This is a genomic window from Bacillus sp. DE0042 (genome assembly GCF_007680225.1).
In the GTDB taxonomy this organism is placed as follows: domain Bacteria; phylum Bacillota; class Bacilli; order Bacillales; family Bacillaceae_G; genus Bacillus_A; species Bacillus_A wiedmannii.
Genome location: NZ_VEJP01000001.1, coordinates 1,621,874 through 1,648,843 on the forward strand (window position 1 = coordinate 1,621,874; position 26,970 = coordinate 1,648,843).

Sequence of the window (26,970 nt, forward strand, 5' to 3'; positions counted from 1 at the left end):
TCAAGTCCCTCTATTCCTCAACTTTTACAACATGATTGCCATCAAAGAAGTATAAGCATTTCTCTTTCACAGGATGTTGTAAGCTTTTTTCAAGTGCCTTTGCATATAACGAAAGCTGCACTTTGTATCGATCTTCTAAAATTGGTTTTGCTTGATCGAATCCACCTGGGAACTTTCCTTCAATCGTATCCGTTTTAAAATCAATTAAAGTGATACCATCTTCCTCTTCAATCATGCAGTCGATAACCCCTTGGACAAGTATCGTTTCATCACTCTTACCTTGCCAATCTTGATACGCCTCTTCTGCTGCAAGCATCATCGTAAATGGTACTTCACGCTCAACACTTTTCGCCGCTAATACCCTCTTACCTAGGTCACTGTCAAAGAATGAAATCACTTTTTCAATTGCTATTTCTTCTGCTTGTTCGAATGTTAATAATTCTTTATTAACCATGCCATTAATTTGCTCCCGAATCACTTCTTCTGTAATCGGCTTCTTCAAATCAACATGCTGCATAACAGCGTGAACTGCCGTACCTCTTTCAGCATACGTTAATCCTTTTTTCTCCATAAAACGAGGACGTGTTTTAATTGGTGCACGCAGTTTTTTAATAAAGGCATTATCGCTACCTTCTTCTGATTGGTAGTTTCTCTTTATTTCTGTCACAGACTGTTTCGCACGGTGAGATGTTGCTTCCTCATATCCGTACTTCCACATTAATCTGTTATGCACTTCTTCTTTTCGTTCACTTTCTAACGGAACAGCTTTTTTCTCACGAAGTGCTTCTAACAATTCTTGTTTCTCTTCTTGAACCGGTTCCGGTGCAAGTAACGTTTTGCCGTCAACAACTTCTACTTTCCAGCTCGTGTCATATCCATAAATTTCACCCGGAATGCTTCCTTGCCCTAATTCAAGAAGCATTTCACTATCACGATGTCTATATAATGAAGGTGCAATCCAATCTAAATAACAAGACGCTCCGGCACGTATATGGTCTGGTAATAACCATTCACTATGCTCCCTTGCATCGAGCCATTTTTCCATTTCTTTATTGGCATCTTTAACCGTTCCAATTAAAATTAACTTCTCTTTCGCACGCGTTAACGCTACGTATAACACGCGCATTTCTTCCGCGATTAATTCCATTTTCATTTTACGCTTAATTGCTAGTTGCGATAATGTCGTATATTTAATTCGTTTACGAGGATCGATAAATTGTGAACCGAAACCGAAGTCTTTATGCAGTAAGAAACGTTTCATTAAATCTTGTGTATTAAAACGACGACCTAGTCCCGCTACAAATACGACTGGGAACTCAAGTCCTTTACTTTTATGAATCGTCATAATACGAACGACATCTTCTTGTTCACCTAAAGCTCTCGCCGTTCCCATATCATCACCGCGTTCTAAAATACGCTCAATAAAGCGTAAGAAGCGGAATAATCCTCTAAACGATGTTGCTTCATATTGTCTTGCACGGTCATAAAGTACACGCAGGTTTGCTTGCCTTTGCTTTCCGGCTGGTAAACCGCCGACAAAATCGTAATAACCTGTCTCACCGTACACTTTCCAAATTAAATCAGAAAGTGACTGTTGACGCGCGAATTCACGCCATCCTTGCAGTAAGTTATAAAACCACTGTAATTTATCATGTAATTCTTGTTCTTCTTCAAGCGGTGCCCCTTTTAAGAATGAGCTCATTACTTCATAAAACGAACCTTTCTTTCCGTGAGCACGAAGCGTCGCAAGTTCTTCATCATTTAGTCCAACGATTGGTGAACGAAGTACGGCGGCAAGCGGAATATCTTGCATCGGATTATCGATCACGCGGAATACGTTCATCATAATATTTACTTCTGTCGCTTCAAAGTAACCAGTCGCAAGATCAGCGTATACTGGAATTCCTTGCAGCTTTAACTCTTCCATAATTTGCGGCGCCCACGGCATAGAGCGAAGTAAAATAACGAAGTCACGGTATTGTACAGGGCGCATACTATCCGTTTTACGATCATACACTTCATAACCTGAATCAACCATCGCTTTAATACGCTGCGCCATAAGACGAGCTTCAAGTTGTGCTTTTTCTACTTCCGCACCTTCTTCTCCGTCTTGCACTTCTTCTTCTGTTTGCTGAATACATAGTAGTTCAGCCGCTACATCTTCACCTTCTGGATAGCTAGCACCTAACTTTAATTCAGCGTCAGCATCGTAGTCGATTTCTCCGACTTCTTCGCCCATAATTTGTTTGAAAATAAAGTTCGTACCTGCTAACACTTCATGACGACTACGGAAGTTTTTCGCTAAATCGATCTTCATTCCGCCGCCTAATCCTTCTTGCGTAAAGCGTTTATACTTTCCTAAGAATAGTCCTGGTTCTGCTAGTCGGAAACGATAGATTGACTGCTTCACGTCACCTACCATGAACAAGTTCCCTTCACTCTCAGAATCTTTCGTTACGAATTTAATAATGGATTCCTGCACAAAGTTCGTATCTTGATATTCATCGACTAGTACTTCAGCAAATTTATTACGATATTGAAGCGCTACTGCTGACGGCTTCATTTCACCGTTTTCACTTTGTTCACTTAAAATTTGTAAACAGAAATGCTCTAAATCTGTGAAATCGACCATTCCTTTATCTCGTTTCATCGCTTGGAAACGCTCTGTAAATACTTTTACAAGCTGTACGAGTTTTTCTAATACAGGATGCATATCTTGAAAATCTCGTAAGAAACTTTCAGGTCTGCGGCTAAATAACTCTTCTTGTAATTTCTTCACTTCATCTTTCGCTTTATTCCGAAGAGAGTCTACTTGTTTTACAACATCCTCGTTGTAATCACTTTTCTTAATACGCTTTAACGTTTGCCACGATACATTTTGCATCGCTTCATACACACTTGTCCACGACTCACAAGCAGCTGATGACAACGTTCCAAGTAAAACTGCATCTGCTTGCAGGGTTTCAACGCGGGGCGCCGGACCGTCAGGAAGCATTGCGAGTTCAGTCGCTTTACGAATATGTGCCTCTGCTGTTTCAAGCTGGAATTTCACATCTTCTAATAAGTAAGAAGCATACACTAAATCTTCAATTGTCTTTCCTTCCACGTCGTATGCTTCTACTAATTTATCGAGCCATTTTTCCGGATTTGGATGCGCTCTTGATTCTGTATGAAGCGCTAAAATCATACGCTGTAAGTCATCATCACTACGGTCACTCGTATAACGATCAACGAGTTCAAAGAAAATACTATTATCTTCAATTCCGTACTCTTCTTCTAATATGTCATCTAATACTTCTTCTTTTAACAGTTCATTTTCCGTTTGATTCGCAATGCGGAAACGAGGATCCACATCAAGCATGTAATAGTATCCTCTAATTACTTGTAAACAAAAGGAATGGATCGTCGAAATAGAAGCTTTATTTAATAAGCTAAGCTGCTTTCTTACGTGCTGCGATCCTGGCTCATCAATTAATACTTTTTCTAGCGCTTCCCCAATTCTGTTTTTCATCTCTTGCGCCGCTGCATTCGTAAATGTTACAACGAGCAGGCGGTCGACATCGACTGGGTTTTCTTCATTTATAATCTTTTTAATAATACGTTCAACTAATACTGCTGTTTTCCCTGATCCAGCTGCTGCTGCGACTAAAATATCACGTCCATTCGCTACAACCGCTTTCCACTGGTCATCTGTCCACTGACTACCTTCTGGTTTTTTAGGCCAATTTTCAATCATTCTCCGCCAACCTCCTCTCTAATTTTCTCCATCGCTTCGCTATCTTTCATATCTTTTAGCGTACGGAACTGGTTATCTTCAAGTGATTCATCGAACTGACAAACAGATTTGAAGTTACAGAACGTACACGCCGCTTTATTCCCCTTCTTATAAGGAGCAATATCAATAACGCCTTCTGTAATGTCTTTTCCGATATTTTCAAACGTATGGTGTACGTATTTTTGCAGTACGTTAAACTCTTGTTCACTTGCAATGCTTGAACGCGCACTAAAGCTACCGTCTTTTTTCAAACCAGCAGAAATAATATCAGAACTTCCTGTTGAAAGTTTGTTATCCATTAAACGCACAACATCAGCGTCTCCTAGTACGAGACCTTTCATTTTAAATTTCTTTAAAATCTCTTTCTCAATTTCTGCTTCAGATGCGTCACCTTTCATCTCAACGATCGGGTTATGAATATGGAAGTACAGTACACCAGCCGGTGATGCCGTGCCGCCTTTTTTCATCCACGTATGTGCATTTGAAGTAACAACATCTAAATACGTTAACATTTGAAGTGCTAATCCGTAATACACTTCCGTTAAATCTAACGCTTTTGAGCTTGATTTATAGTCAATAATACGTAGGAACGTTCCGTTTTCATCTTCCGCCTTATCAACACGGTCAATACGACCAACTACTTCCATCTTTACACCATTTGGTAATGAGAATTCCATCGGCGGAAGCGATCCTGTACCGCCCATACCGAATGGCACTTCTAAATCAACTGGTACGAAACCGCTTGACTTCGCATGTTCACGAAGAATGATTGATGTACGGAAAATGATTTGTTGTAGTTTTTGTTTTAAATAGAAATGACGATTTGAACTTAATAAAATTTGTCTTTGTAATAACGGTGCAATCTCTTCTATTACTACAGCCGAAAGATGCTCACACTCTTTTATTGATAAATCCGCCCAAGTACGGTTTTCACGTAATAGCCTGTCCGCAATTCTCTTCAGCGCTGCATGGAATAGTTCCCCGATATCTGGCGCATCCAGTTTGAAAATATCACGCTCTCTTAAGGATAAACCGTGCTGCGCGAAATGAGCATATGCGCAACGGTTAAATAGTTCCATACGAGATACGCTTCCTTTTATTTTATCTCCGTATAAATCTCTACTTACAACTGTACTTAGCTTTTGCGCACGATTTCGGTAGAATAAACTTGATAATACGCGGCTACTTTTTTGTTTCCATTCATCTGAAGTTACGTAGAAGTTATATACATCCCACCAAAAATCTAAATTCCCTTCAAATCCATATCGCTTCCACGTTTGAAGTTGCTGCATAACATATGACAACGTTACTTCTGGCGTTGCTACGTATGAAATTTGTTCCGAACGTGATAAATCATTTACGTCATTTGTAATAAATGTATCTTTCACATCAGGGAACATTCTTTTTACTTTCTTAATAAAGCTAGACGCAAGTAACGTCTTCCCTTCTTCATCTGCAAGCGGGCATGAAATATATAATTTCTCAGTTGCTCTCGTTACCATTTGGTACATAACGAACTGTTCTTCTAATAAGGTTTGTCTCGTCGTTGGTGCTAATTCGATACCTGCAACGCTAAGAACATCTCTTTCTTCATCAGAAAGCATCCCTTCATCCATCGGTGCTGCTGGAATAACTCCTTCATTCACGCCAATGACAAATGTTGCTTTCACATTTGATAATCTTGAACGATCAATATTAGCAATTAACACTTGGTCTAATGACGGCGGAATGTTTGCAAATTGAAGCGCCTCAAGACCTGTCGACATAACATCTGTGAACATAGAAAGTGACATTTTCTCTTCGCCAAGCATCTCAACGAATGTATCAAGAAGACTCATTACTTCTTCCCATACTTGCTCATGATCTGTCGCAAATAAGAAATCTCCGCTCTCTTCTGCACGAATACGTAATGCTTCTAGTTTTTTTGGAACGTCTAGCTCTTCTAAAAATAAATAAACAGCTTCGCACATTTGCATAACTGTTCCCGCTCGCTTCAGTCTTTTTTGCATACGAATAACAGGCGTTCTTACAACGTCGCGCAGTCGATTTATTCTCTCTTCCATTTCACGTTCACTGTCTGTAATCATCTCGTCCGTATCGTCAAGAGAACGATAGCGGCGATACATCCACGGATCCTCAGAAGTCCATCTCTTCCCTTGTACACCGTACGCTAAACAGTAGTTTTCAAACTCATCCATCTCTTCGCGCATCGTTTCTTTTCTTACGTCTAGTGGATATAAAAGCTCTGTTTTCACGCAGCGGAACACTGCATCATAACGCCAATTTCCGCTAATAATCTCGAGTGCAGAACGAATGCATTCTACTAGCGGATGATGTGACATCGGGCGTTTTTCATCGATGAAGTGCGGGATATTATAATCTGTAAATAGCGTTCGCATCACATCGTAATAACTTTCTCCGTTACGAAGAAGGACTGCAATATCTCGGTAACGATAGTCTTCATCCGCCACAAGTCTACGAATTTCACGCGCAACACCTTCTACTTCAGCTCGTAAATTCGCTGCTGTACTAATCGTTACACTTGCTTCTCCGTGAAACTTTTCATTTGGACGTGCTTCGTAATGAGTTTCTAAATGCGCTAATGCTTGCGAATGAAAGCGCGGTTGTTCCATAAGTGGAATTGTTTTTTCAATTTCTATCTTCTCTTCACGCGCCACTTGCTTTATTTTTTCATACGTTAACGTCGTTTCATAAAATAAATCTAGTTCATTTACTGGCTGCGCTAACGTTTTTTCATCTATCGTTAACGTGATCGTAACTCTCGCGCCGCAAATCATAAGCTGTCTTAAAATTTCTAGTTCTTGCGGTGAGAACGAATGAAATCCATCTATATAAATTTCAGCCCCATTTACATATTCAGACTGTGGAAGCTTTTCGACTAACAATTGTAGGTAGTCTTCTGAATCCAAATATTTTCCGATTAAAGCACGTTCAAAATCATCATATAATAGTTGTAAATCATACACTTTATTCGCTAATAGCTTTTGTTCTGCACTGCTACTATGTGCGTCTAATTGTTGCCACATTTCATATACGTTAGATGGCGTCACATTGTAACGTTTAAACTCCGCAATCATACTACCAAGATGTTCAAAGAAACCGTTTTGCTCCGCTGCTTTTTGGAACACCGATAATCCCTCTTTACGAGACTCAACAATTTTACGAAGCAACATATGTACGCCCGCTTCATCAATGTGAAGACGACTCGCTCCGCCGACTTCTTGCAGCACCTTCCACGCTAATCGTGAAAAACTAAAAACTTGTGCCCGAATAGAACCTCTTACATCCTCACTCCCGATTAACGCCTGCTGCGTTTGGAATGTCATCTGTTCTGGCACAAGATATAATATTGTTTTCCCTCTTGGGCGTTGCTTTAACTCTTCCTGCACTTCGTGTAAACAAAGTGTACTTTTTCCACTTCCCGCTCTACCAATCACAAATCGAAGTGACATGTAACCCCACCTTTCACTTACAGAACGAACGTTAGTTTGCTACTATAATTGTATTATAGTACACGAAAAAAGACAAACAGAGTAGTTTGTCTTTTTCTATACTTCTACCTATTATATCAACCTTTTGAAAAATTCGTTTGCACCTCTTGAATTGGCCAATATCGTAAATCAACTTTACCGACAACTGTATCAGCTTTTACAAATCCAAAGTGTCTACTATCCCAGCTCCCGAGGCGATTATCACCTACTACAAAAATATATCCAGGCGGCACCGAATTTTCTTTCGTTAACTCTTCTAGTTTAAAATCACCCGTTAGTTGTCGTCCATTTATCTCTTTCTTATATGTCTCTAAATAAGGTTCATCCACGAATTGTCCATTTATATACAGTTTATCATGCTTATATTCAATTTGATCCCCAGGTAGACCGATAATTCGTTTTACGTAGTCCTCTTTTTTATTCGCATGAAACACAACAACATCAAACCTGTTCAAGTCCCCTACTTGATAACTCACCTTATTTACAACGAGCATATTGCCATCTTGCAATGTCGGCATCATTGACTTCCCCTCTACAACATACGTTGAAAAGAAAAACGTTCGAAAAAATACAGCTAATAATACACCAATTAAAATTGTTCGTATCCACTCTATGCCTTCTTTTTTCAAAGTTTTCTTCATCAGCTTCTCCCCTTATCCTTTAATAATGAAGCCTGCATTTATAAAGTGAAACTGAATCGGCGGGAGTTTTGTTCATCCCCACTCCTTATCAGCCACACCAATCTAGCATTTACGAGCAACAAGGCTCTCACCTATCCAACCGAATTTTGAGGTGGGAGTTTTACTGCCCTCAAATAGCTGAATAAAGAAGACTATTCTTAATGTAGTTCTAACTTTACTTCGATTTTCTTACCGACATACCATAAAATAAAAATACCAATTGCTACAATGACTGATTTCACCGGATTATGAATAAATGACATTAAATCATGACCGATATACGTTAAAATAAAAATCATCACAAGCTTTCCGAACGCGAGCGCAAGTCCAAACTGCTTTACACTAATGCGAGATAAACCAGCGACAACATTTATAAGCGCAGACGGTGTAAACGGAAAACAAAATATGACGAAAATTGGCGCAAAGCCTTTCCTTTCAATCCACCCCATTGCCTTTCGTACTCTCTCATGCTTATTTACAAAAGAAAAGAAACGACTTCGACCAAAATGGCGGATAATGAAAAAGACAAGTAAGGCGCCCATTACTGATCCAAGCCAAGAATAAAGAAAACCGAGCCAAAATCCAAATGCAACAGCATTCGCCAGTACAAATACGATGAGTGGCAATGCCGGAATCAACGCTTCTATCATCGGTAAACCAATACCAAGAAGTGGTCCGAACGCTTTATAGCTTTCAACAATATGATCCATATTTTCTGGTGAAAAATACTCTTTGATTGTCTGAAAATCCATTCTACACTTTACCCCTTTACTCTAAGTACTACCTCTACTGTATCATTGCTTATATGAAAGAGGAAATAGTAGATACGACATATGGAGATGTAATTATTAAGTTTCCATACCTTCCATGAGAATTCCTTCATTATTACGCTATGATAATCTATCAATATTCGACAATATTTAGAAAGGAATAATATACATAGTGACACTCAGTACTTTTCAAAAATAAATTTGCTGTGCATAATGCTGTTTTTATATCAACAATACACCCTATAAATAAAAAAGAGTTTGACCTAAAAGTAGCTATTCAGCTACTTTTAGGTCAAACTCTTTTTGAATTTCAATATAATTTTAATAATAAAATTTAATGATTCTTTTTATCTTTAAGAAAAAGAATTACAGAAATTATTACTAGAACAATAACTATGGTATCTAAAACATATGATACCGTTGTACTTAAACTTATTAATTCCACACTCATAACCCCTGCATACAAGCTTACAAATATCATTAATAAATCGTATGTCTTTTTTAATTTTAAGTAACGAATTACAAAAAATACTGAAAAACTAAAGAAGAAAATCGTACTGATGATAGTCATATTTCACTCCTATATCATTATTCAAAACAAGCAGAATAAATACTCCCTAAAGCAAAGAACTCTAGCAACGCTTGTTTAGCTTCTGGTCCCGCTGCACTTGCTGCTTTTTTCATACTTAATACCCACTTTCTATTTTTTAATTCTATAATTTGAAATCGATATAATCTCTTTTAATATTATATTATAAATATATATATTCTTCCGAAAAATATATGCGTCTTTCCGAAATGTATTTTTCGGAAAGACGCATATATTAAAAGACTCAATACTATTTTTTAAACTACTTCTAAAATCCTTTTTACACATCCTCTTCTCTAACAACATACACTCTCTCATAAGCTGGTCTTAATGTCGATTCATCCCTTTGATCAATCTCTTTAAAACAAGGGTTTCCTTGTTTTTTTCTACGATCTTCATATTCAGTACGCAATTTCGCTGTACGATTTTGTTGATTTTCAAAACTACTTTTTGATATTTCTAATTTCACAGCAAAGCCATTTATAAATCTAACAATAACATTTCCATCTTTTAACTCTTTATTACTTTCAATATAAAACTGAGACAACCAAGAGCATTCTTTTCTAGAGTAAGAATAAGTAGGGAAAAAATAAAGTTGATCTGCCGGACTAATCGCAATCGGTGCTTTATGTGTAATATGAGTTAACTCTTTCGTTCCTTCTTTTCTACCTAAGAAACTAGAGCCATGCTTGCGGCAACTTCTTTCTATAATATCTAGGGGCTTTTGAAATACGAAAAAAGAATCTTCCATCTCAACAACTCGTGTAACAATTTTCTTCTCACTTAGAATAACAGGAAGTAAGGCCATTGTATTTTTATTTACCACATAGTTTTCGACATAGCGTTCTACTTTACTTTCCATATTCTACTGTCTCCTTTTTTCCATTTATATTAGCAGCTGCATATATAATTTTAGCATCTATGAAAAGGAAATTGCTTACAGATTCCGCTTTTTTACAATACTTTATCATTTATCAAACATCTTTTAAATTTAAAAATAACAATATAGTGTTTTTGTAATAAAAACCTCTACAAAATGTATTTATACTACCGATAAATATTTACAACTACTTCCTCATTTCGCATCATTACAACAATTAACTTTGCTATAATTAAAAGGAAAATCCAATATATGGAGGTCTACTATGGAAGAAAAAGAAATGCAACCAACGATTCAGATGAAAAATAGCAGCATTGTGATCGTGAAAAACTCATCCAGCATTATATTCGGCTTATTTTTCATTCTACTATTCTTTGCAAAGCCTTTTCGTAAATCGAAATGCTCTGAATGTAAGAAACGCGAAAAGAAAAAGATTGGAAAAGAAGAGTAAAAGGCCTTCCATTTTGGAAAGCCTTTTACTCTTCTTCATCCTCAAAAAAACGACTATTTTTTCTTATTCATCTAAAACGAGCGAATGAGATTTCTTCAATCGTATTGTGTAGATCTTCTTTATTCCCGCTACGGACATCGAGTATGACTTCATTTGTATACTTTTCCCTCAAATATAATCATTATGCTCGTATATTACAATAAAAAAGGGATGGCAGCAGCCATCCCTTTTTTCCATAATAAACTATAAAATTATAGTTTGATTACGTTTTTAGCTTGAGGTCCACGGTTACCTTCTTCGATTTCGAAGCTAACTTTTTGACCTTCTTCTAAAGATTTGAAACCTTCAGTTTCGATTGCAGAGAAATGTACGAATACATCGTTTTCGCCTGGAACTTCGATGAAACCGAATCCTTTTTCGTTGTTAAACCATTTTACTTGTCCTGTTACTGCCATAATTATTTCCTCCTAAAGAAAACACAATTTATTTTAGTCTTCCTGTATAAAAAAAGAATCCACACATTATCAAACACGAAACATAAACTAGTTCTCACATACTTTTTCTCGTTCGTTTTTCGGCACTTGATAATATATGGATTGCTTAATTTAACTATTCAACTGACTTCATCATAGCACACTTAAAATAAAATGTACAATCTTTTTTGAAAATAACTGACAAATTAAATTGATTGTACATTCGTAAATAATTGATTTTAGTATGTGCAGATTTCACTATGAAGTGAGCACAAACATCATTTGAATACGATTACATCCCTTGTTCTGAAGTGTTACAATATAATCGTACAGTCGTTATATTGGAGGGGGATTATATGTCAAACTACGCCAACGAAGAAAAGCTTACAGGGGGAAATGTATCAAATGTGTATCGTTCTGAAAATACTGTTCGGCGAGAATTAAAGCCAGGCAGTGCAAAAATTCATACATTATTACAGCACTTAGAAAACAAAGGGTTTCATCATGCTCCAAAGTTTTTAGGTGTAGATGAAAAAAATAGAGAGGTTTTATCTTTTATAGAAGGAGACGCTGGGAATTATCCCTTAAAAGAATATATGCGATCTAATGATGTTTTAAAGGAACTAGCAAAGATGCTCCGCCTTTATCATGATGCGATAAGTGACTTTCCCTTATCAGATGAATGGCAACCGATGGATCTTACTCCAAATAACATTGAGGTTATTTGCCATAACGATTTTGCCATATATAACATTATTTTTCATGACGAGAAACCAGTAGGTATTATTGATTTCGATGTTGCTGCTCCTGGTCCAAGAATTTGGGATATCGCTTATACGCTTTACACTTGTGTACCTTTAAGTAGAGTGTATTATACAGAATCGGGTGAGGCAGTTCATTATGAATCGGAACAACATGCTAGCCGTATGAAAGAAAGAGTGAAATTGTTTGTCCAGTCCTACGGTAAAAGTATGGACGAAGATTACTTAGGAATAGTGTTACTACGATTAGAAGCATTATGTACATATATGAAAAGAAAAGCACAAGAAGGCGACTTGAATTTCCAAAGAATGATTGATGAAGGACATTTAGAGCATTATGAGAAAGATATGAAGTTTATTCGTGATCATAGAGCTGAGTGGATTTGATAATATCGTCTTTTTTGTCGGTAAGTCGATATATGTGAAAAATCGTTCCGAAAATAATAAGGGGCACCCTTCAAAAAGGGGCCCCTTCCTTTTATTTCGTAAACTGTGCTTCTTCTGTAGATCCTTTTAGCGCTGTCGTTGATGAAGTACCGCCTGTAATAACTTGCGCTACTTCATCAAAGTAGCCTGTTCCTACTTCGCGTTGGTGACGAGTTGCAGAGTAGCCGTGTTTTTCTGCTGCGAATTCTGCTTGTTGTAGTTCAGAGTACGCTGCCATGCCGCGCTCTTTATAGCCGCGTGCTAATTCAAACATGCCGTAGTTTAACGAGTGGAATCCAGCTAGTGTTACGAACTGGAACTTATAACCGTAAGATGCGATTTCTTTTTGGAAGCTTGCAATTGTTTTCTCATCTAGTTTTTGTTTCCAATTAAATGAAGGTGAACAGTTGTATGCAAGCAATTTCCCTGGATGTTCTTTATGAATTGCGTCCGCAAATCGTTTTGCATCTTCTAAATTTGGTTCAGATGTTTCACACCAAACAAGATCTGCATAAGGAGCGTATGCTAAACCACGTGCAATTGCTTGATCAAGACCTGCTTTCGTACGGTAAAATCCTTCCGGTGTTCTTTCACCTGTAATAAATGCTTTATCAACTGGATCGATATCGCTCGTAATTAAATCTGCTGCATCCGCATCTGTTCTTGCAACAATAATTGTCGACACTCCCATTACGTCTGCTGCAAGGCGTGCCGAGATTAAATTACGTACCGCTGTTTGCGTCGGTAGTAATACTTTTCCGCCTAAATGGCCGCATTTTTTCTCTGAAGATAATTGATCTTCAAAGTGCACACCTGATGCACCTGCTTCAATCATTCCTTTCATCAGTTCAAATACGTTTAATTGTCCGCCAAATCCTGCTTCTGCATCTGCTACAATCGGCACGAAATAATCTGTATCATCGCTTCCTTCCATATGCTGAATTTGATCCGCACGTTGCAGCGTTTGATTAATTCGTTTTACTACAGCAGGTACGCTGTTCGCTGGATATAAACTTTGGTCTGGATACATATGTCCAGACAGGTTCGCATCCGCAGCGACTTGCCATCCACTTAAATAAATTGCTTTTAGCCCAGCTTTCACTTGTTGCATCGCTTGGTTTCCTGTTAATGCGCCAAGTGCGTTAATGTAATCTTCCGTATGAAGCGATGACCAAAGCTTTTCAGCACCGCGGCGCGCTAGTGTATGTTCAATATCAATTGACCCGCGCAGGCGAATTACATCTTCTGCTGCATACGGACGTGTAATCCCTTTCCAACGCGTATCTAGTTCCCAGCTCTCTTGTAATTTCTCGATTCTTTCGTTTTTCATTTGTTCCATCCCCTTTTCATTTTTTATAAAATTTCATAACCAGGTAATGTTAAAAATGGTACAAACTCATCATTTCGAACGAGATTTGTAAACAACGTTGTCGCCTCTTGGAATCTCCCTTTCTTAAAGGCCTCTTTACCAATCTCTCTTTCTATTTTTGCTAATTCTTCTTCTTTTAGCTCTTCCATCAATTCAAGCGTAATATTACGGCCGTCATTTAGCTTTCCACCTTCATGACGAATCCATTGCCATACTTGTGCCCTAGAAATTTCCGCTGTTGCCGCATCTTCCATTAAGTTATAAATTGGTGCCGCTCCCCGTCCGCTTAACCAAGATGCGATATATTGAATGCCTACGCTAATATTTAGGCGCAGCCCCTCTTCTGTAATCGTTCCCACTGGTACTTCTAATAAATCCTTTTCTGTAACATGTATTTCTTCACGTTTTCTAAAAATTTGATTCGGTGTTTTCATAATGTGATTAAATACTTCCGTCGCGACTGGTACAAGTCCCGGGTGGGCAACCCAAGTCCCGTCATGACCGTCTAAAGCTTCACGCTCCTTATCTGCACGCACTTTTTCAAAAGCTGCTTCATTCGCTTCTGGATTGTTTTTAATCGGAATTTGCGCTGCCATTCCTCCAATAGCTGGTGCATTACGGCGGTGACACGTTTGAATGACTTTCAAAGAATACGCGCGCATAAACGGCGCCGTCATCGTGACTTGCGCTCTATCTGGAAGTAAAAATTTATTATGATTACGGAAACTCTTTAGAAAGCTGAAAATATAATCCCATCTTCCGCAATTTAACCCAGCAGAATGATCTTTAAGCTCATACAAAATTTCATCCATTTCAAACGAAGCGTGAATCGTTTCCAGTAACACCGTCGCTTTAATCGTTCCGTTTGGAATACCGATATATTTTTGAGCAAATACGAAAACATCATTCCATAACCTTGCTTCTAAATGGCTTTCCATTTTCGGTAAGTAAAAGTATGGACCGCTTCCTTTTGCTAAAAGAGCTTTCACATTATGGAAAAAATAAAGTCCGAAATCTACTAAGCTACCAGACATATTCTTCCCATCAACTTGCATATGTTTTTCTTCTAAATGCCATCCTCTTGGACGCACAATTAATACTGCTGTTTTACTATTTAAACGATATTCTTTTCCATTTTCATTTTTATGTGAAATCGTTCCCTGCACTGCATCTCGTAAATTTATTTGACCTTCAATCGTATTTTCCCAAGTTGGTGAATTCGAATCTTCGAAATCTGCCATAAAAAGATGCGCTCCTGAATTTAAAGCGTTAATAACCATCTTTCTATCTACTGGTCCTGTGATCTCTACGCGGCGATCCTCTAAATCTTTTGGCAATTGAGCAATTGTCCAATCCGCTTCACGTATGCGCTTTGTTTCTTCTAAAAACTTCGGAAATTCTCCTGCATCAATTCTCTTTTGTTTCTCCGCACGCTTTTGTAAAAGTTCTATGCGGCGCTTATTAAAATTTTCATGTAGTTCCTTTAAAAAACTAAGCGCCTCAGGTGTCAATATTTCGTTGTACGCCGGTAACATTTCTCCGGGCAATGTAACCCGTGAAGTTTGCGTCGACATATTAGCATCCCCTTCTTAAACTGTTTTATAACAGATTTGATTTTATGTTTTATATTATATAACAAATCTTCAGAAAAGGAAGTTTTTTCTGAAGATTCATTTCACTTTTTTTCAAAATGCCTTTCTTTCGCGCTTTATTCCATACAAAAAAGGCCACTGTTATACAACAATGACCTTTTGTATTATTTTTCAAATTTCACTTTACTAGTTAAACCTTATTGCTGTCCTTGTTCCATATCATGCAAAATTGCTTTGTATAAAAACTGTGCGTATTGTTCTCTTTTTACTTTCATGGATGGGCCGAATTTATTATCTCCGATTCCCGCCGTAATACCATTTGTTTGAATTGCACTAATTGCATTTGTTGCCCATGAATTTGCTGAAACATCATTAAACGTATGAGATCCCTTCGCCTGTAAATCAAAAGCATTCGTAAGAACTTGCGCCATTTCCGCACGAGTTAACGTTGCTTTCGGTCTAAAGTTTCCATGCTCGTCTCCCATAAAAATTTCTAGTTCCGTTAAAGCTAATATCTCTTCAATAAAGTTTGTTGAGTTTTCATCGATATCCCCATATGGGTTTTCATATTCATCTTGTTCTTCTATATCAAATACACGATAAATTAAAGCTGCAACTTGCTCACGTGTTACGTCATCTCCAAAACCGAAAATTCCATCCCCATATCCAAAAATAATTTCGTTTGTCGCTAAATTATGAATTGCCTCTTCTGACCAATGTCCTTTTGGTACATCTTTAAATACAATTGGATTTGTATTTTGTAACGGTGTACTTTCTGCTTTTACATTGTTACTCTCTGCTGAGAACAACACCCCACCCATAATTGTTAATGCCGTAGCTGTTTTTAATAATTTTTTGCTCATCAAATTATCTCCCCAATATGTATATGTTTTTTTAAAAAATATACATAACAAATGGTATAGTGACAATATATTTTTCGACATATTTCATGACGGTTTTGTGAATCATATTACACATCATGTCCTTTTTACAGGGTTAATTATAAAGCCCATGTACAACAATAAAAATACATAAAAACGAATAATAATTCTTTTATAAGCAAACAAAAAAAGCACAAATAGTTCTATTTGTGCTTTCCTATTTCACGCTATTTCCAATCCTCTTTCAAATGATAATTAATAATCGCATTGTTTATAAATTGAGCATATTGTTCTCTCGGTACAGGGCGATTTAAGTCATACATACCTTTTCCAGTTCCTGTCACAACTTGATTAGATTGCAGTGCACTAATTGCCGCTTCTGCCCAATGTCCTTTTGGTACATCTTTAAATGTGTGCTTTTGTTTTGCTTCGAAAGCATATGCCTTTTGAAGCGCTACTGCCATTTCAGCTCGAGTAATTGGTGCTTTCGGTCTAAAGTTTCCGTTTGCATCACCTTTAAAAACACCACGTTTTGTTAGTGCCAAAATTTCCTTTTGGAAATCAGTTGAACTGCCAGAAATATCTTTGTATGGATTCGCTATTGCCCCTTCGTCTTTCATTTCAAGTGTTTTGTAAATAACTCCAGCCACTTGTTCACGTGTTGTAAGGTCTCCAACACCATACTTTCCATTTCCGTATCCAACTATTATTTTATTATAAGCTAAGTCTAAAATAGCATCATATGCCCAAAATCCGTATGGAACATCATCAAATACAATCATTTCCGGATATTCTTCCGCTTTTACAGGCGCCACATTCGTTCCTGCAAATATACCGCCTACCATTGTCGCAATCATCATTACACCCAATATTTTTTTCTTCATTGTCCTCTCTCCCTATTTCTATTTTATGTTAAATAGAAAAATAATAGATAATACGAAGTTATCCATACTACATATGAAGTATCTTCAAATAAAATGAACCTCATTATTTCAGGAGTATTAATTTGTTGGTGAATGTAAGATAAAATGCAAATCTTCTAGAAGAACCATTTCGACTACCTTTCTGCTTTATACCTCCTTCTTTCTTATTTCAAAAAGGAAGCTGTCACATCTAAGGTGCTATATATTAAAAATTCTACAATCTCTTTGTGAACTCCTTTACATTTTTAAATTTCACTTTATTGACACAAAAAGACGCAAATAGTATATATTTGCGTCTTTTGTAATTCTATATGAATTAATAACGATTTTGTCCAAATCTAGCACAAATAGTAAACTAGATTAATTATTTAATGCTTTCATTACCATTGCATTTTTTAAAAACACCGCAAATTGCTCACGTGTTACAAAAGTATTCGGCTCATATTGTCCATTACCCATCCCTTTAACAACATCATTAGATTGCAACGCACTAATTGCATCTGTTGCCCAATGGGTATCTGGTACATCTGTAAATGTATGCTTCTGTTTCACTTTAAATTCATAGGCGTTCACAATAATTTGTGCCAGCTGTGCACGAGTTACTGGATCCTTCGGACGAAATGTGTTATTTTCGTATCCTGCGAAAATTCGACGAGTCGTTAATGCTTTAATTTCATAAGCAAAATTTGTTGTGCTTTCATTGATATCTGTATATGGATTGTCTAATAGTTCTAGATTATTTGGTATTTTAAGAGCATGAGCAATTACAGCTGCCGCTTGCTCACGTGTTACATTATCTTTAGCACCAAATGTTCCATTTCCATAACCAACCATGATTTTATGGTATGCTAAATCATAGATTGCATCCTTCGACCAATGATCCTCGGCTACATCAGTAAATACAATCATTTCTGGCTCATGCACTGGCCATTCTTCTGCACTAGTACTATTTGCACTCACAAATACTCCACTTAATAAAGTCATCGCTGTGATTCCTTTTAATACGTGCTGTCTCATTACGTCCATCCACCCTTTTTTCTTTTCTCTCTTTTTCCCTTTATTTACTAATTTATTGTATAAAACATGTAAATAAATAGCAATATCTTTTTATTGAAATGAAAATGATATCTTCTAAAATTAAGAAGTAGCACTTTCCTTTACCGACAATTCCTTCTCTGTTCCCTTGCGAAAAGTTAGCGCCATCCCTACAAATATAAGTACAATCCCTACTACTTGCATACTAGTCGGTCTAAAGCCGGTAAAGACTGTATCTAATAATATTGCAACCGCAGGATCTAAAAACACTAATACCGAAATTAATCTCGTCGATAAACCTCTTAAACTGTCAAAAAATAAGTAATATACAAATCCCGTATGTATAAGTCCTGTTGCTGTGATCATCATCCAGTTCATCTCTGTTAACCCTTGAAACTTTCCAAAGTCTACGAATGGTAGTAATAAAAATATACCTAAAAATGTTTGTAAAAATGTCATCGCATATGCACTCGTATGCTGAATTCCTTTTCCTAATAAAGTGGTAAAAGCATAAAATAAGGCTGCAAGAAGTGCCCATACCATTCCAGATGACATTAATTTCTCTAACGACATACTACCGTCTACTCCAGCGACTAAAACTGTACCGATAAAACAAATGACAATGGACATAACCGCAAATACTGTAAGTCTCTCTTTAAATACAATACTACCAATCATTAATACGATAATTGGTGCAAGATGGTAAACTGAAATCGCAATTGTAATTGACATAGCTTCGAACGCTTTAAATAGAAATACCCAGTTAAAAACGAGAAATACACCGCATGCTAATATTTGCATTACTTCTTTTTTATTCCATTTCTCACTTTTATACTGTCCTGTTACGAGCCAACATAATGCTAAAAATATAGTCGCACAAATGCAACGAACGAATACTAATTCAAAAGACGGTAAACCTGTTTGAGTAGAAAAAAATCCAATTGATCCGAAAATAGACATCGAAAGGATCATTTTTATAGCTGGCATTGATTTTTTATTGAACACCCTTTCTCTCCTCCTATAACCTACCTTTTACAAACGAAAAATCTCCAAAACATTACGTATTATTATATATTAGAATTGGAAAATTGTAAAAAATTAGAATATACAAAATAGCATCCTCACAAAACTCCCATAAAAAAATCATCCTTTTTTACATAGGATGATCTTTTTATTCATTGAGAAGAATTTCTCTATATTAAAACTTAAATATACTACTACTTTTGAAGAGTAAATTGGGCAACTATTTGTTTTAATTCTCCTGCTGCGTTATGCATATGTTCAATTGAAGCCGAGATCTCTTGAACAGATTTTTCTTGCTGTTGAATAGACTCTTTTACCCTATCAGTTCGGTCAGATGATCTTTGGGAAATTTGAGCCATGTCTTCTGCAGAAGCAGAAATCTCTTCACTACTCGCTGCAATTTCATCTGTTGACATAGATACAGTTTGAATTTGCTCAGATACTTGCTGTACTTTTTCTGTAATTTTTCCAAATACTTTTTCTGTATGTATTACCACTTGTGTACCTGCCTGTACCTCATTATCTACTGCACCCATCATATGTACCGTGTGGCTCGTTGTTCCCATAACTTGAGTAATAAGCTTCTCAATTTGTTTTGCAGAATTACTAGATTGTTCAGCTAATTTCCGCACTTCATCTGCCACAATTGCAAACCCTCTACCACTTTCCCCAGCACGGGCAGCCTCAATTGCGGCATTTAATGCTAATAAGTTAATCTGAGAGGCAATACCTTGCATAACATCAATGATTTTAACAATTTCTTCTGATTGTTCTTTCATAGTCTCTACTTGTTTAACACCGCTATGTACTGAATTTTGGATTATATCCATCTGTTGAATCATTTGTTTCATTAACTTATTACCACTCTCTGCATCTAATGCTGACTGAGCAGACAATTCATTTACAGAGGATGATGTATTCACTATACTCTGCATTCCTTGTGTCAACTCTTCCATCGCACCCGCAGTTTGTTCCATTGCTTGCATTTGACTCTCTGCGCCATTTGCAACTTCTTCAATATCTATAGTGATTTTCTTCGCTGCACCACTAGATACTTCCGATGCAGATACTACTCCGTCTGCATGTTGGAATAAAAGCTGAATATTATTCTCTACTTCTTTCATATTTGTTCTTAGCCCTGTAATCATCTCATTAAAATCACTTACTAATACACCTAATTCATCTTTAGCATTATACTCACCATGTACAGTTAAATCCCCTTCTTTTGCTCTTTCCATCATACGACTAACCGTTTGTAAAGGAGCAACTATAAGCCTGCTAATAATATAACTTACTATACATATAATGACTGTAGTAACTACTACAAGAATGATAAAAGTAATAACGGAACGATCTATCATTTTTTGAGAATCTTTAAATACTTGATCAGCTAAGTTTGAAACATATGATTCTAGATCCACCGCATAGCCAGCTAACTCTACTCCCTTCGGTTTTAATTCCTTATGAAATTCGTTTACCATTTGAGATTCATTTGTTACCTTCGCTTTATCAAATAACTTCTTATATGTCTCCATATAACTTGGCAAAGATTTCTTCATCTTCTGAAATAGTTCATCCTCTTGCTTACTTAAATTGAAGCCATCATCATATTCTTTTAATAAAGAATCATATTTTTTAAGGTCCTTTTCAATATTACCAATAATACCTTCTTTATTTGTCCCCTCATTTTGTGACGCTGTAATTAATTCTAGCAAGTTATATTCTAGTGAATTTTGTGTACGAAGCATTCCTTCTAATAAAATTGCAGAATATTGATAATCATCGACTACAATCTCTGTATCATGCTTAATCTTGTTAATAGAATTAATTGCTACGCAGCTCATAATTACCATGCTCAATACTGCTAATGAAATAAGCGATAATAATTTATATTTCACTTTTAAATTTTTTAAAAAATACATTTTTTCACCTTTATTCCTTTATATATAGATTTTAAGAATTTTATAGCTTATTATTTACAAAATCGCAATAAAAAGCAATGATAAATATTCCCAATATCGAACTTATATCTCTATAAAAAAAAGAAGTAGCATAATAGCTACTTCTTTTTGCTTTGTTTCTCATATTGTTCAAACGTATGAATTCTTTCGAAAATCGGTGGATGTGTGTATAAGAAAAACTTCACTAACGCAGGCGGATTTACTTGGCTTAAACTCGTTTTTGATAAATATTGAAACGTTTTTACACCAGATTTCCCGTCCTTCGTCATGTCTAAAGCATATTGATCTGCCGCTCGTTCTTCTATACGAGAAACATAGTTTGTTGCTGGCTGTGATGCAAAAGAGAGTACAGAAGAAATTAAGAAAAATAAAGGTAAAATCGAAAAACATGCTACTTTTGAAATTTGCAGCGTATCTCCCCATTTTCGAATACACATATTTATAATACGGCTAATGAGATACATCCCTATAAACGATAGCAACACATAACTCGCAACGCCCCAATATATATGTTTCATAACATAATGCCCCATTTCATGGGCCATTATAAATAAAATCTCTTTATCTTTTAATTGCTTAAGCGTTGTATCCCACATTACAATACGAGCGTTAGGGCCAATTCCTGTTACATATGCATTTAATGCATTCGTTTTTTCCGACATATTTACTTCATATACATGTTTAGCTGGAATGTCAGCTTTTTCTGCTATCGCTAAAATTTTCGTTTCTAATTCTTTATTTTTCAGCGTCGAGAAGTCGTTATACAGTGGATCAATAACGACAGGCTGTATGAATGTTAAAAAGATTGTAAATGGAACAGAGAGTGCCCATCCCGCTAGCCACCATCTCTTAGGGAATTTACGAATGAGCCATAACAGAACAGTAACTACGATTAACATCGTCGCATAACTCTCCCAAAAACCGATAACGTGATCTTTTATCCAGCTTTGTGTACTTTGCGTTGAAATGCCATAATCAACGGATACTTTTCGGCTAATCCATTGCATCGGCAGGGCTAGAACTGTTGTGAGTAGTGATAAATAAAAGAAATAAATCGCAACTTGCAGGACACTTATTTTCGTCGTTTCCTTCGACCATTTCTCAAACTTTCTTGAAACACCGAGCACAAGTACAAATAATAAAATAATCCATTCAAGAGGCGTCGCTAAAAAGTACAGTAAGTTTTTCACGCGCGAATAATCTTGGCTTAGCGTAAGCTCCCTTGCATTCATAAACGTTTCTGGATCTGCCTTTGTTCCTTTATATATTTCCGGAATCAGTTCATGATTCCATCCAAATAAATACCAATATATAAGCAACGCAAACCCAACGTACAAAAAAAGCGACCACCCAATAACCTTCCTCACGCTATTCCCTCCTCTATGCTGCCTGTCTATTATTATTGTAAGTTCGTACATGCTAAATTAGAACAAGCTTATTACGCGAATTGCTCGAGATCCTTTTATTTATATAAAAAAACTCTTCTACAAAAAGAAGAGTTTTACCTACCTTTAGACACTTTCTTCGGTTCATACTCTGGGATAAGAAACGTACTTACAACCCAACATATTAAACCAGCGCCTTTTATATAGCGTATATATTCATAGTCCTGAAAAAATAACGTCGTTACAATAAGTGTAAAAAATCCAATTAAAACTAGTACGTATCCTAGTTGCTTTTTAGATAACATAACGTGTCTCCTTAAGGAAGTACATCCACTAATAAACTAAAATCTTGTAAAGAAAAAGAACTATATTTCATAATACCTTGCACTGCTAAAAGTAAAATAAGACCAGTCACACACATATAATTTATGCCTTCTTCACTCTTTTTTTCAGCAACTATTCCGCCGCTTATACATAATATTCCTAACAAATGGAGTGCTAAATACATAAAGAAATAAGCTTCCTCCCAGCGAAGAATAACATTGACTGTCGTGATCAGCACAATACTAAGCAAAATCAAATAAAAAAACTTATTTGATGATATTGTTTCATTCATATAATTTTATACATCCCTTTCAAATTTCGAATTAATGATGTTTCAAAGCTATAAAGTAAATGATAGTTTTCATACTATAAAACAAAAGGAAAGCCACTATTACTTTCTCGAATACTTTATGAACCCACATATACTTCTCTTCATTTTTTTTGAAGATGCGCTTCATCATTTCTTCTACAATTAAACCAAATATTAGTAAAGCCCCTAACACAATAAGAAGAGAAATAATATTTTCTTTTAAATGAGTACTAGAAAATAAGTAATACTCTGGAAATACAATCGTATCTACTACAGGTTGCAACCAATGGCAAACGCTTTTATCACACATATCTGTAAGAGACGTAGATTCTATAATGTCTTTCAATATTTTTTCAAACGTTTTCTTCATCTTACTTATCCCCCACTACGTCTGAAAAACTCTTTTCTTGCTCTACATATATAGCTGGCATTTCTTTACTCCAATATTTGCGGTTAACAAATAAAAAGATGAGTACTAAGTTTAATCCCGTCATAAAAATAATAAGTCCTGGAAAGAACGTCGTATAATTTGAGAAATCTGCAAAACTCATTATCTCTTCTTTATTTATTAGAAAAGAAGCACCGATTACAAATGCATTGTTTAACATGTGAATAGCAATTGGCATGAGTAAGCTATTTGTACGAATATATACGATTGATAGTACAACACTAAATACTACTGCGCCTAGGAAATCAACATGTAGCAACGCAAACAACATCGCTACTACAATGATCGCTATACTCGTTCCCCATTTTGCTGCAAAGCGTTGCAGTAAAAATCCGCGAAAAACAAATTCACCAATAATTGGTGCGATGAATACGACTATAATAACTTGATATACATAGCCCCCTGTACTATCTATAATCGGTTCACGTAATGCGTTCATAATAAATTCCGGTGTAATCCACGCAAAGCTATACATGTACAAAATAAGATACCCGTAACTAAATACGCATAACATAATCGCAATGTATAAAACTTGCACCAGGTTAAATGTTTCATTTTTATTAACAAATAATGAAAAGGAAACACGGTGTTTTCTATACTCATAAAAAATCCATGTAATCGGAAGGATGTAGAATATAAGAATATTTATAAAAGTAGAATTTTGCATATGAAATGTATTTTCTATTAATTCATTACTGACTCTTGCAACTAAAGTTAATAGTGCAAATACAATTAAAAAATATCTAGCTCGCATCGTTTGAAACGGATTCACACTCATCTCCTCCCCTATGTTACTTTTATCATATCATTTGATTCTTAATTTTTTGCGAAAGAAAACCTTAAAATTTCCTTAAAAATTCCATAAGTTACAGAAAGGTGATATGATATTCGAGGAAATTAGGAGGGATTTTTATGTATGAAGCAAATATTTTGCTCGTTGATGATGAAACAGCAATTTTACAATTATTAACTACCATTCTTGAAAAAGAAGGTTTTTCTCATATTACAACTGCAACATCAGCTGAAATGGCGTTATCTCTCACGCAGCAAAACGATTACGATTTAATTATTTTAGATGTCATGCTTCCTGGACAATCTGGTTTTGATATTTGTCCAATCATTCGCCAAAAAACAGATTGCCCTATCTTCTTCCTCACAGCTAAAACATCTGATGTAGATAAAATATCTGGATTTTCACACGGTGCAGATGATTATATTACGAAGCCATTTAATCCACTTGAAGTAGTAGCCCGTATGAAAGCACAACTCCGAAGACATATGAAACAAGCAGTACCAAATGAACAAAAAGCACACTCCAGTTCGTTTGGCAGATTTGAAATTGATCGATATTCCGCAGAGCTTACAGTAGGTGGACATGTTGTCGAATGTTCCGCCCAGCTATTTCAGCTATTACTCTTCTTTTGCGAGAATCCGAACTACGTATTTTCGAAAGAAGAAATATACGAAAAAGTTTGGGGAGCACCCGCCTACAATGGCGATGACAATACCGTTATGGTCCACATTCGAAAACTACGTGAAAAAATTGAACAAGACCCAAGTAAACCAGAATATATAAAAACTGTTCGCGGACTTGGCTATAAGTTCATTACAAAGTAGGGTGACGATATGAACTTTAATAAACGACTTATTATCCAGTTTATTCTGCAACACGTATTTGTTTTAGTTACATTACTGATTGCTGTAGTAGCGGCTTTCACTTATCTATTTTTTCTTGTTACGAGTACTTCATACGAACCGAACATTCCAGATTCTGATAATTTTACGATTTCCAGATATATCTCTTCAGAAGATGGCGATATTTCGTTAAAAGCTGAAGTAAAAGACTTAATTAAAGAGAAAAATGATTGGATTCAAGTTGTAGAGGAAGACGGAAAAGTTCTCTATCACTTTAATACACCTAGCGACGTACCAACATCTTATACGAAAACATCTTTATTCTCGTATATACAGAATCATATAGAAACCCCTTATACATTTACATATTGGGAAATTGAATTAGAAGAAAAGAACGTACTTGTTATTTACGGCGGTACGGTAAAAAGCACTGTATTACTGAAAACGATCCAGAAAGAACACCCTTCTGTATCTACGGATACGTTCACATTAACAGAAGAAGAAAAACAGTTACTTTCTAAAGAAAAAGCAACGCTTCAAATCTTTAATAGTGGCGGCGAAGAAGTATTCTCCTATCCAAACGAAAAGAAAAAAACGTTTTCTGCCATACAAGCTGCTCTTAACGAAAAGGAACCGTGGAATCATAAAGAAAACACGTCTAGCTTTTACGACACAAATAGCAATCATCTTCTTGTTATAACTGCAAAAAATGAGCACTACTACCCAGATGATGAAATAGACGATGTATTTACTAAAAAGTTTCTAATTGGATGCGGATTAATCCTTCTTATCGTATTTGTTTATTTAGTCATTCTTTCTATTTGGTACGGTAATAAATTTGGAAAACCGTTATTACATGCGATGCGCTGGCTTAAAAATATCGCTGGTGGAAAGTACGAAGAGCCCGTTAGTAAAAAAGGGAAGCCTGTCAGGTTCCGGCGATCTGGTAAAGAAAAATGGTCATTCCGCTTGTTTCGAGACGTTACAAGTTCACTAGATCACCTTTCTATTACACTGAAAAAAAATGATGCGATGAGGCAAGTACTGCAACAAACACGCGAGGAATGGATTACCGGTCTCACACACGACTTAAAAACACCACTTAGCTCTATATATGGCTACGCATTATTACTAGAATCAAAGCAGTACAACTGGACCGATCAAGACATCCAGCAGTTCGGCAGCGTTATGAAAGAGAAATCTCAATATATGACTACATTAATTGATGACTTAAGCTTAACGTATCAATTAAAAAATAACAGTCTTCCTGCGCAGCACGTAAACATTGAAATGAATCAATTCGTCCAAAAAGTATTATTGCAATTTATTAATAATCCGACACTTCAAAATCAAAATATTGAATTCGTACCGAGCTCAAATAAAATTCAATATTTCATTGAAGAAAAATGGTTCCAGCGTATTATCGAAAACTTACTCGTAAACGCTGTAAAACATAATAATGAAACAACAAATGTAATCGTAAAACTTTCCCAAAACGCTACTTCATTCACACTCTCCATTTCAGATGACGGAAAAGGAATGGATGACAAAACGAAAGAACTTCTATTTGAGCGATATTACAGAGGAACAAATACAGAAGAAAGCAACATCGGAACGGGGCTTGGCCTCGCCATTACGAAACAGCTCGTTCATGCTCATAACGGAACGATTTCTATCGATAGCGAACTAGGAAAAGGAACAACGATTATACTTGTGTTTCCGTTTCGTTCGTAGAAAAGACGCTAAGTGGCGTCTTTTTTTTTTGCG

Annotated in this window: 22 protein-coding genes; 4 read left to right on the plus strand and 18 right to left on the minus strand. The window is 36.2% G+C overall.

The window, feature by feature from the left end; genetic code table 11:
* Positions 1 to 10 precede the first annotated feature (10 nt).
* The 5 genes from addA to FS802_RS08180 form a co-directional block, all read right to left on the minus strand.
* Positions 11 to 3,736, minus strand: coding sequence for a helicase-exonuclease AddAB subunit AddA (gene addA / locus FS802_RS08155; RefSeq protein ID WP_098654822.1), 3,726 nt, complete (start codon positions 3,734 to 3,736; stop codon positions 11 to 13).
* Positions 3,733 to 7,248, minus strand: coding sequence for a helicase-exonuclease AddAB subunit AddB (gene addB / locus FS802_RS08160; RefSeq protein WP_000058581.1), 3,516 nt, complete (start codon positions 7,246 to 7,248; stop codon positions 3,733 to 3,735). The genes addA and addB overlap by 4 nt, the downstream gene beginning before the upstream one ends.
* Positions 7,249 to 7,364: 116 nt before the next feature.
* Positions 7,365 to 7,928 carry a signal peptidase I gene (gene lepB, locus FS802_RS08165; protein WP_000751908.1) on the minus strand — a complete coding sequence of 188 codons (564 nt, stop codon included), beginning with the start codon at positions 7,926 to 7,928 and terminating at the stop codon, positions 7,365 to 7,367.
* Positions 7,929 to 8,125: 197 nt separating this feature from the next.
* The gene (locus FS802_RS08170) at positions 8,126 to 8,719 is read right to left on the minus strand and encodes a TVP38/TMEM64 family protein (protein ID WP_000347517.1); all 594 of its coding nucleotides are present in this window, start codon (positions 8,717 to 8,719) and stop codon (positions 8,126 to 8,128) included.
* 887 nt (positions 8,720 to 9,606) lie between these two features.
* Entirely contained in the window at positions 9,607 to 10,188 is a 582-nt protein-coding gene (locus FS802_RS08180) for a competence protein ComK (protein WP_000444423.1), read from the minus strand.
* Positions 10,189 to 10,471: 283 nt separating this feature from the next.
* Here FS802_RS08180 and FS802_RS08185 point away from each other — a divergent pair, with 283 nt between their 5' ends.
* Positions 10,472 to 10,657, plus strand: coding sequence for a hypothetical protein (locus tag FS802_RS08185; protein ID WP_000391440.1), 186 nt, complete (start codon positions 10,472 to 10,474; stop codon positions 10,655 to 10,657).
* A 251-nt stretch (positions 10,658 to 10,908) separates the two neighbouring features.
* Here the strand turns inward: FS802_RS08185 and cspA are convergent, their stop codons facing one another.
* Positions 10,909 to 11,112 (minus strand): RNA chaperone/antiterminator CspA, encoded by a 204-nt coding sequence (cspA, locus tag FS802_RS08190; RefSeq protein WP_000301522.1) that lies wholly within the window; start codon positions 11,110 to 11,112, stop codon positions 10,909 to 10,911.
* Positions 11,113 to 11,486: 374 nt separating this feature from the next.
* Here cspA and FS802_RS08195 point away from each other — a divergent pair, with 374 nt between their 5' ends.
* Positions 11,487 to 12,278, plus strand: a complete 792-nt coding sequence (locus FS802_RS08195; RefSeq protein WP_098654819.1) for a phosphotransferase — start codon at positions 11,487 to 11,489, stop codon at positions 12,276 to 12,278.
* Between the two features lie 91 nt (positions 12,279 to 12,369).
* On the opposite strand, the gene aceA is transcribed toward FS802_RS08195, so the two are convergent.
* The 12 genes from aceA to FS802_RS08255 all read right to left on the minus strand — a co-directional run bounded on the left by aceA (position 12,370) and on the right by FS802_RS08255 (position 24,346).
* Complete coding sequence (gene aceA / locus FS802_RS08200; protein ID WP_098654818.1) at positions 12,370 to 13,647, minus strand: isocitrate lyase; 1,278 nt, start codon at positions 13,645 to 13,647, stop codon at positions 12,370 to 12,372.
* A 23-nt stretch (positions 13,648 to 13,670) separates the two neighbouring features.
* Complete coding sequence (aceB, locus tag FS802_RS08205; RefSeq protein ID WP_098654817.1) at positions 13,671 to 15,260, minus strand: malate synthase A; 1,590 nt, start codon at positions 15,258 to 15,260, stop codon at positions 13,671 to 13,673.
* Positions 15,261 to 15,475: 215 nt separating this feature from the next.
* Positions 15,476 to 16,141, minus strand: a complete 666-nt coding sequence (locus tag FS802_RS08210; RefSeq protein WP_255291343.1) for an S-layer homology domain-containing protein — start codon at positions 16,139 to 16,141, stop codon at positions 15,476 to 15,478.
* Between the two features lie 245 nt (positions 16,142 to 16,386).
* The gene (locus FS802_RS08215) at positions 16,387 to 17,043 is read right to left on the minus strand and encodes an S-layer homology domain-containing protein (protein ID WP_000727108.1); all 657 of its coding nucleotides are present in this window, start codon (positions 17,041 to 17,043) and stop codon (positions 16,387 to 16,389) included.
* A 399-nt stretch (positions 17,044 to 17,442) separates the two neighbouring features.
* On the minus strand, positions 17,443 to 18,099 hold the full coding sequence (locus FS802_RS08220) for an S-layer homology domain-containing protein (RefSeq protein ID WP_016088938.1): 657 nt from the start codon (positions 18,097 to 18,099) through the stop codon (positions 17,443 to 17,445).
* Positions 18,100 to 18,219: 120 nt separating this feature from the next.
* A complete protein-coding gene (locus FS802_RS08225; RefSeq protein ID WP_098654816.1) occupies positions 18,220 to 19,122 on the minus strand; it encodes a DMT family transporter in 903 nt (300 codons plus the stop codon).
* Positions 19,123 to 19,334: 212 nt separating this feature from the next.
* Positions 19,335 to 21,062 carry a methyl-accepting chemotaxis protein gene (locus tag FS802_RS08230; protein WP_098654815.1) on the minus strand — a complete coding sequence of 576 codons (1,728 nt, stop codon included), beginning with the start codon at positions 21,060 to 21,062 and terminating at the stop codon, positions 19,335 to 19,337.
* Positions 21,063 to 21,199: 137 nt separating this feature from the next.
* The gene (locus tag FS802_RS08235; protein WP_141545988.1) at positions 21,200 to 22,468 is read right to left on the minus strand and encodes a M48 family metallopeptidase; all 1,269 of its coding nucleotides are present in this window, start codon (positions 22,466 to 22,468) and stop codon (positions 21,200 to 21,202) included.
* A gap of 134 nt (positions 22,469 to 22,602) precedes the next feature.
* Positions 22,603 to 22,791: a hypothetical protein gene (locus FS802_RS08240; RefSeq protein WP_000949426.1), complete on the minus strand. Its 189-nt coding sequence runs from the start codon at positions 22,789 to 22,791 to the stop codon at positions 22,603 to 22,605.
* Positions 22,792 to 22,802: 11 nt separating this feature from the next.
* A complete protein-coding gene (locus tag FS802_RS08245; protein ID WP_098654813.1) occupies positions 22,803 to 23,102 on the minus strand; it encodes a hypothetical protein in 300 nt (99 codons plus the stop codon).
* Between the two features lie 31 nt (positions 23,103 to 23,133).
* The gene (locus tag FS802_RS08250; RefSeq protein WP_141545987.1) at positions 23,134 to 23,490 is read right to left on the minus strand and encodes a hypothetical protein; all 357 of its coding nucleotides are present in this window, start codon (positions 23,488 to 23,490) and stop codon (positions 23,134 to 23,136) included.
* 1 nt (position 23,491) lies between these two features.
* Positions 23,492 to 24,346 carry a CPBP family intramembrane glutamic endopeptidase gene (locus FS802_RS08255; RefSeq protein ID WP_098654812.1) on the minus strand — a complete coding sequence of 285 codons (855 nt, stop codon included), beginning with the start codon at positions 24,344 to 24,346 and terminating at the stop codon, positions 23,492 to 23,494.
* A 134-nt stretch (positions 24,347 to 24,480) separates the two neighbouring features.
* Here FS802_RS08255 and FS802_RS08260 point away from each other — a divergent pair, with 134 nt between their 5' ends.
* Positions 24,481 to 25,185: a response regulator transcription factor gene (locus FS802_RS08260; protein ID WP_098654811.1), complete on the plus strand. Its 705-nt coding sequence runs from the start codon at positions 24,481 to 24,483 to the stop codon at positions 25,183 to 25,185.
* Between the two features lie 9 nt (positions 25,186 to 25,194).
* Entirely contained in the window at positions 25,195 to 26,937 is a 1,743-nt protein-coding gene (locus tag FS802_RS08265; protein ID WP_144524960.1) for a sensor histidine kinase, read from the plus strand.
* The last annotated feature ends 33 nt before the right edge of the window (positions 26,938 to 26,970 follow it).

Excerpts from the sequence above, each read along its gene's own strand:
- addA (WP_098654822.1), bottom strand. The coding sequence starts at position 3,736 with ATGATTGAAAATTGGCCTAAAAAACCAGAAGGTAGTCAGTGGACAGAT.
- addB (WP_000058581.1), bottom strand. The coding sequence starts at position 7,248 with ATGTCACTTCGATTTGTGATTGGTAGAGCGGGAAGTGGAAAAAGTACA.
- lepB (WP_000751908.1), bottom strand. The coding sequence starts at position 7,928 with ATGAAGAAAACTTTGAAAAAAGAAGGCATAGAGTGGATACGAACAATT.
- FS802_RS08170 (WP_000347517.1), bottom strand. The coding sequence starts at position 8,719 with ATGGATTTTCAGACAATCAAAGAGTATTTTTCACCAGAAAATATGGAT.
- FS802_RS08180 (WP_000444423.1), bottom strand. The coding sequence starts at position 10,188 with ATGGAAAGTAAAGTAGAACGCTATGTCGAAAACTATGTGGTAAATAAA.
- FS802_RS08185 (WP_000391440.1), top strand. The coding sequence starts at position 10,472 with ATGGAAGAAAAAGAAATGCAACCAACGATTCAGATGAAAAATAGCAGC.
- cspA (WP_000301522.1), bottom strand. The coding sequence starts at position 11,112 with ATGGCAGTAACAGGACAAGTAAAATGGTTTAACAACGAAAAAGGATTC.
- FS802_RS08195 (WP_098654819.1), top strand. The coding sequence starts at position 11,487 with ATGTCAAACTACGCCAACGAAGAAAAGCTTACAGGGGGAAATGTATCA.
- aceA (WP_098654818.1), bottom strand. The coding sequence starts at position 13,647 with ATGAAAAACGAAAGAATCGAGAAATTACAAGAGAGCTGGGAACTAGAT.
- aceB (WP_098654817.1), bottom strand. The coding sequence starts at position 15,260 with ATGTCGACGCAAACTTCACGGGTTACATTGCCCGGAGAAATGTTACCG.
- FS802_RS08210 (WP_255291343.1), bottom strand. The coding sequence starts at position 16,141 with ATGAGCAAAAAATTATTAAAAACAGCTACGGCATTAACAATTATGGGT.
- FS802_RS08215 (WP_000727108.1), bottom strand. The coding sequence starts at position 17,043 with ATGAAGAAAAAAATATTGGGTGTAATGATGATTGCGACAATGGTAGGC.
- FS802_RS08220 (WP_016088938.1), bottom strand. The coding sequence starts at position 18,099 with ATGAGACAGCACGTATTAAAAGGAATCACAGCGATGACTTTATTAAGT.
- FS802_RS08230 (WP_098654815.1), bottom strand. The coding sequence starts at position 21,062 with ATGTATTTTTTAAAAAATTTAAAAGTGAAATATAAATTATTATCGCTT.
- FS802_RS08240 (WP_000949426.1), bottom strand. The coding sequence starts at position 22,791 with ATGTTATCTAAAAAGCAACTAGGATACGTACTAGTTTTAATTGGATTT.
- FS802_RS08245 (WP_098654813.1), bottom strand. The coding sequence starts at position 23,102 with ATGAATGAAACAATATCATCAAATAAGTTTTTTTATTTGATTTTGCTT.
- FS802_RS08250 (WP_141545987.1), bottom strand. The coding sequence starts at position 23,490 with ATGAAGAAAACGTTTGAAAAAATATTGAAAGACATTATAGAATCTACG.
- FS802_RS08255 (WP_098654812.1), bottom strand. The coding sequence starts at position 24,346 with ATGAGTGTGAATCCGTTTCAAACGATGCGAGCTAGATATTTTTTAATT.
- FS802_RS08260 (WP_098654811.1), top strand. The coding sequence starts at position 24,481 with ATGTATGAAGCAAATATTTTGCTCGTTGATGATGAAACAGCAATTTTA.
- FS802_RS08265 (WP_144524960.1), top strand. The coding sequence starts at position 25,195 with ATGAACTTTAATAAACGACTTATTATCCAGTTTATTCTGCAACACGTA.